Consider the following 9,543-nt stretch of genomic DNA (forward strand, 5'->3'; position numbering starts at 1 on the left):
GCAGTCCCGCCCAACTGGTCGGGACATGAAATCGCGGCTGACGACTACGGGCAGTAAGCGCGATGCCAGAAAAGCAGATTCAACCGATGCGACCAACAACTCTTCTTCTCGCCCTCTTCGTGAGCGCAAACCTTGCTTCCGCAGCGGAGCCGGTGCTTGCGCAACAGAACAAGGCGGCAGCGCTTACCGTCGCCGTGGCAAGTCCCGCAGAACGCCGATGGCCTGAAACGGTGCCAGCCAGCGGCTGGCTCAAGCCCTGGCATGAAGCGGTGATCGCTGCGGAAATCGATGGCCTGCGCGTGACCGCCGTCCTTGTCGATGTCGGATCGGTCGTTTCGAAGGGTCAGCCCCTCGTCCAGGTTGCCGACGAAGCCGTGCGTGCGGAACTGCGTAACCAGGAGGCCGCCTTGGCAAGCGCCAGGGCGGACCTCGCCAAGGCGACGGCGAATGCCGATCGGGCACGCAAGGTGCGGGATAGCGGCGTGCTGTCGGATGAAAAGATCAACGAATACCTGATCGCCGAACAGACGGCGATGGCAGGGGTGGAATCCGCCGAAGCCTTGCTGGAAAGCCAGAAGATCAAGCTCGCCAAGACGACTATCCTGGCCGTGGATGATGGACTGATCACATCCCGCTCGGCCCAGCTCGGCGCCGTCGTCTCCTCCGGCACGGAACTGTTCCGCATGATCCGCCAGCAACGCGTCGAATGGCAGGCGGAAGTATCCGCACGCTATCTGCCTCGCATCAGGCAAGGCCTCACAGCCACGATCGTCGGTCCTGGTGATCGACGGGTCAAGGGAACCGTGCGGCTTGTCGCACCGACGGTCAGCACCGATACGGGGCGGGCGCTCGCCTATGTGGCGCTGCCGGCGGCGGCGCGTCCGCCCATCGGTCTGTACGTCACCGGCCAGATCGAGCTTGAGACCACGACGGCGCTCACCGTGCCCGAGACGGCGCTCGTCCTGCGTGACGGCATCGCTTACGTCTTCACCGTGGATGCAGACAGGCGCGCGTCACGCGTTCGCGTGGAAACCGGCCGCCGCAATGGCAGTGAAGTGGAAATCCTCTCTGGCCTCGACCGCTCGACCGACGTCGTGACGGCGGGTGGCGCTTTCCTTTCGGACAAGGCCTTCGTCCGGGTGGGTGGAGAGGCGCTCGTCAAGCTCGAAAAGGGAGAATCGCGATGAACTTCTCCGCCTGGTCGATCCGAAATCCGGTTCCCGCCATCCTGCTGTTCATCCTGCTGACCGTCGGCGGCCTGATCGCGTTCGACCGGCTCGCGGTACAGAACTTTCCCGACATGGACCTGCCGACGATCAAGATCAGCGCTTCGCTTGAAGGCGCCGCGCCGGCGCAGCTCGAAACGGAAGTCGCGCGCAAGATCGAAGACAGGCTCGCTTCGCTGAGCCTCCTCGACCACATCACGACGACGGTCACGGACGGATCGGTCATCATCAATGTCTCGTTCCAGTTGGGAAAGGACAGCGAGGAAGCACTGAACGAGGTGCGCAATGCCGTCGATAGTGCGAGCGGCGACCTGCCTTCCGAGATGCAGGCGCCGGGCGTGACCAAGGTGACAGTGCAGGGCTCCACCCTCCTCACCTACGCGGTGCGCTCCGCCCGCCTCAACGAGACGGAACTCTCCTGGTTCGTCGACAACGACATGACGAAGGCTCTTCTTTCCGTACCCGGCGTCGGTGAGGTCAGCCGGATCGGCGGCATCGAGCGCGAAGTGCACATCGACCTCACCCCCCAGATCATGAGCGCCCTCGGCCTCAGCGCCGCGACCGTTTCCTCGCAGCTCAAGTCCGTCCAGGCCGACACATCGGGCGGCCGGGCTGAGATCGGCGGCGGAAAGCAGGGGATCCGCACGCTTGGGGCGGTTTCCTCGGTCGAGGAGCTGAAAGCGCTCGCAATCCCGCTTCCGAGCGGAGAGCTGGTGCAGCTGGCCGAGATTGGCACGGTGACGGACAGCTTTGCCGACCGCTCGTCGATCGCCTATCTCGATGGCGAACCCGTGATCGCTGTTGAGGTGAAGCGATCCAACGGCTTTTCGGATACCGGCGTCGCGGCCGCCATCGAAGCGGCGATGCAGGACTTTGGCGCAGCCAACCCCGATGTCGAGATCGTCCAGGCCTACAGCACGGTCGGGCCGATCATCGAAAACTACGACGGCTCCATGCAAATGCTCTATGAAGGTGCAATCCTGGCGGTCGTGGTGGTTTGGCTCTTCCTGCGCGACTGGCGGGCGACCCTGCTTTCGGCGGTGGCGCTGCCGCTCTCGGTCGTCCCGACTTTTCTCGTGATGTATCTGGCGGACTTCAGCCTCAATACGGTGACGCTGCTCGCCCTCTCGCTCGTGGTCGGCATCCTCATCGACGACGCGATCGTCGAGATCGAGAACATCGCACGCCACCTGCAAATGGGAAAAACTCCGAAGGGAGCGGCCCTCGAGGCGGCCGATGAAATCGGCCTTGCCGTCGTCGCAACGACCTTGACGCTCGTCGCGGTCTTCCTGCCGACCGCTTTCATGAGCGGTATTCCCGGCCTGATCTTCCGCCAGTTCGGCATAACAGCGGCGGTGGCGGTTCTCGCCTCACTGGTCGTCGCACGCCTGCTGACGCCGATGATGGCCGCTTATCTGATGAAGGCGCGTCCGATCGAGCAGAGGGACGGCGCGATCATGCGCGCCTACATGGCCGTCGTCAAAACCTGCCTGCACCATCGCAAGCTGACGGTCCTCGGCGTCTGCATATTCCTCGGGCTCTCGCTCTCGACGATTACCATGCTCAGCGCTGGCTTCCTGCCCGCATCCGACGATTCGCAGACGAAGGTCACTCTGACGCTTCAGCCCGGCAGCCCGATTGAACAAACGGACGCCATGACGCGGCGGGCGGCGGATATCGTTTCCGGCCTGCCGGACGTCACGCGGGTGTTTTCCGCCGTCGGAAGCGCCTCGTCGGATGACATGATCGATTCATCGACGACCGTCGATACGGCGACCGCCTCGCTTGTCGCCGATTTGAAGAAGATCGGCGAACGCAGCCGCAAGCAGGCCGAGATCGAAAACGAGATCCGACGGGCGCTCGCGGTTCTCCCAGGCGTCAGGATCGAAGTGGGTACGGGCGGCAGCGGTACGACGCTGGAAATAACGCTCGCCAGCGACGATTCCGGAGCACTCGACCGGGCGGCGGGAGCACTCGAAGAACAGCTGCGAGGCCTTCAAGGCATCGGCGCAGTGACGTCCAGCGCCTCCCGGCAGGCCCCGGAAGTCCAGATCGTCCCGGACCTCAATCGCGCTGCCGCCCTCGGCGTCACGGCAGAAGCGATTTCCGAAGCGGTTCGCGTGGCCACGAGCGGGGATTATTCCTCCTCGCTTGCCAAGCTCAACCTGCCCCAGCGCCAGCTTCCCATCCGCGTCCGGTTCGACCCCGGCAACCGAACGACGCTTGACGACATTGCAAATCTCCGCGTTGCCGGCGCCAGGGGCAGCGTCGATCTCGGTTCGGTCGCCGACATCCGCATCGGGGGCAGTCCGTCCGAGATCAGCCGCATCGACCGCTCGCGAAACGTTATGCTGTCGGTCGAACTCAACGGCCGTATCCTCGGCGAGGTCTATCGCGAAGCGCAGGCGCTGCCCGCCCTCCAAAACCTTCCGGACGACGTCAGGCTCGTCGAACAGGGCGAACTGGAGCGCAGCTCGGAACTCTTCGACAACTTCGCCATCGCCATGGGGATAGGCGTATTCTGCATCTATGCGGTTCTGGTATTGCTCTTCCATGACTTCCTCCAGCCGCTGACGATCCTCATGGCGCTGCCGCTATCGCTTGGCGGCGCTCTGCTGCCGCTGGTGCTGACCGGAACCAGCTTCTCCATGCCTGTGTTGATCGGTCTGCTCATGCTGATGGGCGTGGTCACGAAGAATTCGATCCTGCTGGTCGAATATGCGATCATATCGCGACGCGCAGGTCTTTCGCGCTTCGACGCCCTGGTCGACGCCTGCCACAAACGCGCCCGCCCGATCGTCATGACGACGATCGCCATGGGCTGCGGCATGCTTCCCGTTGCCATGAGCCTCAGCGGCGGCGATGCAAGCTTCCGTCAACCGATGGCGATCGTCGTCATCGGCGGCCTGATGACTTCCACCGTCCTCAGCCTCGTCGTTATCCCCGTGATCTTCACCTTTGTCGACGATTTCCTGCTGCTTCTAAAGCGACGCTTCGGGAAGGGCGACAGCCGCGAGGCCGTGCTCCATGAGCTGAAGATTGAGGCTGACCGCCAGTGTTGACGAACCCATCGACTCAGAGTTCGTGGCGAAACCGCGAAACAAAATTAAACATAATTGTTGCTGACAACCATGCTGCGAAACGGGCTAACTGATAATCGGGATTCCGCCACAAATGGCCAAGCCTATGAATAACGTCGCATCCAATGTTCTTGTACAAGGGTCAGCCCGAATCCTGGTCGTCGAGGATGATCGGGATATCGCCAGCATGCTGATCGATCTGATCAAGGAGGCGGGTTATGCCGCAGAGGCGGTCGGGTCTGCGGTCGAAATGGACGGTGTCCTGAAGAAGAAGGAATTCGACCTTATAGTGCTGGATGGAATGCTGCCGGGTGAGGACGGTTTCAGCATATGCAGAAGAATCAGGTCGTCTGATACGATACCCATCCTCATGCTGACGGCGCGAACGAAAGAGATAGACAGGGTTGTCGGACTGGAGCTGGGCGCCGATGACTACGTCACGAAGCCGTTCAAATCCAGGGAACTTCTGGCGAGGATAAAGGCGCTTCTGCGGCGCTCGTCGTATTCAGCGCAGGTCAAGCCACAGCAGGCACCCATGACGTTTGCGGGCTGGCGGATCGACCCGGTCACGCGTGAATTGACAGACCGCGATGGTTTTCATGTGTCGCTCACGACGGCGGAATTTGATGTGCTGCTGGTGTTTTGCCAGAACCCCCGGCAGGTAATGAACCGCCAGGAAATACTGGCCCGTACCCACGCAGGCTCTGCAGGACCTGTCGAACGCAGCATTGATGTCCATGTCAGTCGTGTCCGGCAGAAAATCGAACCTAATTACAAGGAGCCGACATTCATTAAAACCGTGCGCCTGGGCGGATATGTGTTCACTCCGGAGGTTGCGATAGCACCATGATTGGCCGCTTGCGCAGGGCATCCATACGAACCCAATTCATGGTGTTCGCATCTATTGTTCCGCTGCTCGTTATCTTTCTTATCGCTGTTCTCCCTGAGCCATTCATTTTCCAGAATGAAAAAATGCTTATGGGCAAAGGCGCTCAAATCGAGCTGCTTGTGCATCTGGTCAGAAGCGCCAGAAATGACGACGAAATCGAGCATCTGGTGAGGGCAAGCGCCTCCAGCAATTTCGAACTGAAGGTTCTGCCATGGAGCGACGTCAGCAGCGAGTTGGCGCGTCAAACGGATGATCCCCTCATTTCGGACGCGCTTCAGGACGTATTGCCTGCCGATTTTGAGGCGGTGGTTCTTAAAGACAGTTCGGACGGCGGGGGACACAGTACGGTTGCGGTGCGCCTTGACGCGCACCGTGCTCTCGTTATCGGGTTCGCCGGTGCCGATGTTTCCCCCTCGTCTTTCAGCGCAGTCTTCGAGTTCATCGCCAAAGCCAACATCCTGATGCTGCCGATGCTCCTCCTGGTGCTCTATATAAGCCGCATGATCACGTCGCCTCTCGTCCGCTTTGCCGACGCGGCAAAGAGACTGCGCCTCGACGGTAACGAAGAAGAGCAATTCACCGCCGAAGGCGCCAGGGAACTTCGCACACTTGCGACGGCACTCAACAACATGCGTCACCGCATCCGTAAAATGGTCGATGATCGCACACGGATGCTGACGGCTGTGAGCCACGATCTCAGGACGCCGCTGACACGACTGCGAATGCGCGTGGAGCGTTCGAAGGACCCCGCCTCCAGGGAAGCAATGTTGGCGGATATTGACAACCTTACCACCATGATTGAGGAAAGCCTTCAGTATTTAAGCAGCACCGTTACAGCCGAACCGCCTCGAAAAGTTGATATTTCCAGCCTTCTGCGGACTATCGCGTCGGAATTTTGTGACCTCGGCCATGACGTAATTTACTGCGGACCCGAGCGGTTTGGATACGTGTGCCAACAAAAGGCTCTCATACGCGCTATCACCAATATCGTGGAGAACGCGGTAAGGTTCGGCACGAAGGTAGCTGTCGAGTTGCGCAATAGCCCGCAGGGTGGAGCGGTAATAATTGTGAGCGACAACGGCCCAGGCCTTGAAGAAGGGCTTGAGGACAAGGTCCTGGAGCCCTTCTTCAAGGTTGACGAGGCCCGGTCACTCAATTCCAGCAGCGGTTTTGGGCTGGGGCTTTCGATTGCGGATGAAATTGCAAAGGGCCACGGTGGCTCGCTGCTACTTGAAAACGTATTACCGCATGGTCTGCGGGTGACGCTACAGTTGCCGCCGGTGGAGACCGCACCGCATCGAAGCAGCCAGGCTTCATCTGCGAAAGAACAGGCGCTAGCGCAAGAGGCTCTCGTCAAGCAGAGGTAATCGACCACATGCTGGTGCAATCCCCGATGATGGTCACGCGCGCTGCCGATCAACTGGTGCCGCTGACGATATCGACGGCAACTTCGGCTCAAGGATTGCCGGCCTGACGAGGTAGTGCATGTCACCCCGGCGGTCTTCGGAGAGAGCCAGCGGAATCCCCAATGCTGCCTCCCGAAGCAGTTTTTCCATCTCTCTCAAAGACACCCGGTCTGCCCGCATCATTAGCCGGATCAGAGGATCCTTCAGGACCTCGGCAATCGTCATCTCATCATCGGTCATAACGACCTCCCGTTTTGCTGTCGCGATCGATAACCGCGGCAAACAACCGCGCGATGTCAAAACAGGGACGAAACCAAGGCGATCGATGAAGTTTTGTTGCGGGATATCAATCGGGAATGCATGGCCGTTGTTCGTCAGCCGGCCGCCACATGGACAACTGCCAGGCGTCGGCAATCCATGAAGCCCGCCGCCGAGCCGGTGGTGAACACCCGATCGCAGCGGCCAATGATTCTTAACATTACAAAACCCAAGGCAACGACGAACTCTGCATTGATACCGCCAGATTCGATTCCGAAGGAAGTTACCGTGAATTTCAAAGGTTATCTGGTGAGCCCGCCGCGTTGGGCGATCGGTCCATCATGGAGTCCGCAGGCAACATCCGCGGATGACATCGGCTGTACGGTCGGTGGAAATTTCAACGTCCCCTCCAGATATTCGCCCGGCGCAAGGCCATAGCCGTGTATCGCGTGATAGCTATCTTCCTGCTGGCTTTTCTCGCCGGCTGCATGGCGCCGGACCGTATTGCCTATGGGCCGAAAGCCGCCGCGACCGCCGGTATCGAGGGGTTCGGCGATGTCCGTATCTACGCGGATACAAGCCGGAGCCTGCCTGAAACACGTGCATGGCTGCCCATCCCGAGACACAAGGAAGTCAACTACCTCGTGTTGTCGGGCGGTGGCGCCGGAGGCGCGTTCAGCGTCGGGGCGCTGAAGGCCTGGTCGGATAGCGGACAGCGGCCCGAATTCGACATTGTCAGCGGCGTCAGCACCGGCGCATTAATCGCGCCTTACGCCTTCCTCGGTCCCGGCTACGACAATATCCTCGTCGACTTGTACACGAGCGGGGTCGCCAAGACATTGGTCGATGCCGATTTCCTGCCCCAGGGCCTTCTCGGCGCAAGCCTCCTGAAGCAGAAGCCGCTTCGAGCGATGGTCGAGCGGTACCTGACGCAGGAGGTGCTGGCGAAAATCGCCGCAGAACACCGCAAGGGCCGGCGCCTGCTTGTTTTGACCTCGAACCTCGATTCCCAAAGAGCGGTGATCTGGAACATGGGCGCCATCGCCGACAGCGGCCGGCCCGACGCGCTAAAACTCTTCCGCGATGTTGTCATTGCCTCGGCAAGCATCCCCGGCCTTTATCCGGCGGTACTCATCAAGGCAAAGTCAGGCGATCAGTCCTTCGAGGAAATGCATTCCGACGGAGGCGCGGCGTCCCAAATCCTGACGATTCCGGAGGGATGGATGGCCAATTCGGACAAGGTCGAGTGGCCCAACGGCGTGAAGCTGAACATGTACATCATCATCAATAACGCGCTGATGTCTGAATTTTCAACCACAACGAACAACACGTTTACGGTCATGGCCAGAGCGAATTCCTCCCTCATCAAGGCGCAGACACGCAGCGCGCTGGTAGCCACCTACATCTATGCCCAAAGGAACGGCATCCGGTTCCGCGTGGCCTCGATCGATACGCAGCTCGCCTACAATATGACCGATCCGTTCAACACCAACTACATGCGTGCGGTCTTCAACCTCGGATACGCAAAGATGTCGAGCGGCAGCCTGTGGAAAGACAGGCCTTCGTTCGCCGACACGCTTACAGCCGCACAGACAGCGCGGTGGCGATAACCGCGCCGACCTCCCTCCGATCCAATAGGAGAACGAAATGTTACATCCCCGCCTTGGCTTGGCAGGCATCCAGCCGTACCATCGGCTGATTGCGCCCGCTCTCCTTGCGTTGTTGCTTGGCGGTTGCGCGGCCGTGCCGCTCGAACGGGCAAGTTCGCTCACGTCCTATGACAGTTTGACATCGAACAACGGGCGAATGACCAAGGCAAATTATCGAGTCGCACCAACCGATCTTGTGTCCGCCAGAACGATCTACATCGAGCCAACCAAGGTTTCGGACGGTGCTGCACTATCGATCAGCAAATCTTCCGATCGCGCCTTGGTCGCGAATGTGATCAGCCGCGCCCTCTGCGTCGGCGCCAGCGATCGTTTCATGGTTGTGGAGCGGAAAGAAGATGCGGACCTCGTCGTTCACGCCACCATCACCCGCATCGTGCCGACCAATACCGTGGTGGCCGGCCTGTCGACGGCAACGTCGCTCGGAGCCAACTTCGTCGCTCCGGTGCCCGTCCCGCGGTTGCCTATCGGGCTTGGAGGTCTTGCCGTGGAGGCCGAGGCAACCACAAGGGACGGCAAGCAAGTCGGTGCGATGGTATGGGCAAAGGGAGCGAACTTCGTGACCACCAGTGCGCGCGTTTCGCAGATCGGGGACGCCTACTCGCTTGCGGCGAGCTTCGGCAGTGATTTTTCCAGGATGCTCGTCAGCGGCAAGACGCCGTTCAAGGGTCTGCCCAAGATCCCTTCTGGGCAGAGGATCAAGTCGGGACTTGGTGGAAAGCCGAAATACCCTGCCTGCGAGAAATTTGGCCGGTCGCCCGGTCTAGTGGATTTTGCGGCCTCCCAGGTCGGGATGCCGCCCACCTGGACCGACAAGCAGCCTCCGGCGCAGAACCGATAGACCATATCGCTCGACAACAAAAAACTCCCGGAGCGATTGCTGCGGGAGTTTTTGGAATTTGGTTGCGGGGGCAGGATTTGAACCTGCGGCCTTCAGGTTATGAGCCTGACGAGCTACCGGGCTGCTCCACCCCGCGTTATAAGGTTTTTGCCTGCGGCAAAAGACCGTGCGTAAAT

At 60.3% G+C, this 9,543-nt stretch carries 8 protein-coding genes and 1 tRNA gene; 6 read left to right on the plus strand and 3 right to left on the minus strand.

Going from position 1 to position 9,543, the window contains the following annotated elements; translation table 11 throughout:
• Positions 1 to 86 precede the first annotated feature (86 nt).
• The 4 genes from C5J26_RS29580 (at position 87) to C5J26_RS29595 (ending at position 6,562) form a co-directional block, all read left to right on the plus strand.
• Entirely contained in the window at positions 87 to 1,187 is a 1,101-nt protein-coding gene (locus C5J26_RS29580) for an efflux RND transporter periplasmic adaptor subunit (protein ID WP_105405025.1), read from the plus strand.
• Positions 1,184 to 4,288, plus strand: a complete 3,105-nt coding sequence (locus C5J26_RS29585) for an efflux RND transporter permease subunit (protein WP_105405011.1) — start codon at positions 1,184 to 1,186, stop codon at positions 4,286 to 4,288. The genes C5J26_RS29580 and C5J26_RS29585 overlap by 4 nt, the downstream gene beginning before the upstream one ends.
• Positions 4,289 to 4,400: 112 nt before the next feature.
• On the plus strand, positions 4,401 to 5,156 hold the full coding sequence (locus C5J26_RS29590) for a response regulator (RefSeq protein WP_105405012.1): 756 nt from the start codon (positions 4,401 to 4,403) through the stop codon (positions 5,154 to 5,156).
• 38 nt (positions 5,157 to 5,194) lie between these two features.
• Positions 5,195 to 6,562 (plus strand): HAMP domain-containing sensor histidine kinase, encoded by a 1,368-nt coding sequence (locus C5J26_RS29595; protein WP_245441325.1) that lies wholly within the window; start codon positions 5,195 to 5,197, stop codon positions 6,560 to 6,562.
• A 33-nt stretch (positions 6,563 to 6,595) separates the two neighbouring features.
• Here C5J26_RS29595 and C5J26_RS29600 read toward each other — a convergent pair whose 3' ends face one another.
• Positions 6,596 to 6,841: a hypothetical protein gene (locus C5J26_RS29600; protein ID WP_105405014.1), complete on the minus strand. Its 246-nt coding sequence runs from the start codon at positions 6,839 to 6,841 to the stop codon at positions 6,596 to 6,598.
• Between the two features lie 134 nt (positions 6,842 to 6,975).
• A complete protein-coding gene (locus C5J26_RS32950; protein WP_172746171.1) occupies positions 6,976 to 7,158 on the minus strand; it encodes a hypothetical protein in 183 nt (60 codons plus the stop codon).
• Positions 7,159 to 7,299: 141 nt separating this feature from the next.
• Between C5J26_RS32950 and C5J26_RS29605 the strand changes: the two genes are divergently transcribed.
• Together C5J26_RS29605 and C5J26_RS29610 are read left to right on the plus strand one after the other, a co-directional pair.
• Complete coding sequence (locus tag C5J26_RS29605) at positions 7,300 to 8,469, plus strand: patatin-like phospholipase family protein (protein WP_105405015.1); 1,170 nt, start codon at positions 7,300 to 7,302, stop codon at positions 8,467 to 8,469.
• Between the two features lie 37 nt (positions 8,470 to 8,506).
• Positions 8,507 to 9,367, plus strand: coding sequence for a DUF3313 domain-containing protein (locus tag C5J26_RS29610; RefSeq protein WP_105405016.1), 861 nt, complete (start codon positions 8,507 to 8,509; stop codon positions 9,365 to 9,367).
• A 59-nt stretch (positions 9,368 to 9,426) separates the two neighbouring features.
• Here C5J26_RS29610 and C5J26_RS29615 read toward each other — a convergent pair.
• A tRNA-Met gene (locus tag C5J26_RS29615) sits at positions 9,427 to 9,503 on the minus strand.
• Positions 9,504 to 9,543 lie beyond the last annotated feature (40 nt).

It is taken from the genome of Neorhizobium sp. T7_12 (genome assembly GCF_002968535.1).
In the GTDB taxonomy this organism is placed as follows: Bacteria; Pseudomonadota; Alphaproteobacteria; order Rhizobiales; family Rhizobiaceae; genus Neorhizobium; species Neorhizobium tomejilense.

Coding starts and splice junctions, on each gene's coding strand:
- C5J26_RS29595 (WP_245441325.1), top strand. CDS start 5,195: ATGGTGTTCGCATCTATTGTTCCGCTGCTCGTTATCTTTCTTATCGCT.
- C5J26_RS29590 (WP_105405012.1), top strand. CDS start 4,401: ATGGCCAAGCCTATGAATAACGTCGCATCCAATGTTCTTGTACAAGGG.
- C5J26_RS29610 (WP_105405016.1), top strand. CDS start 8,507: ATGTTACATCCCCGCCTTGGCTTGGCAGGCATCCAGCCGTACCATCGG.
- C5J26_RS29585 (WP_105405011.1), top strand. CDS start 1,184: ATGAACTTCTCCGCCTGGTCGATCCGAAATCCGGTTCCCGCCATCCTG.
- C5J26_RS29580 (WP_105405025.1), top strand. CDS start 87: ATGCGACCAACAACTCTTCTTCTCGCCCTCTTCGTGAGCGCAAACCTT.
- C5J26_RS29600 (WP_105405014.1), bottom strand. CDS start 6,841: ATGACCGATGATGAGATGACGATTGCCGAGGTCCTGAAGGATCCTCTG.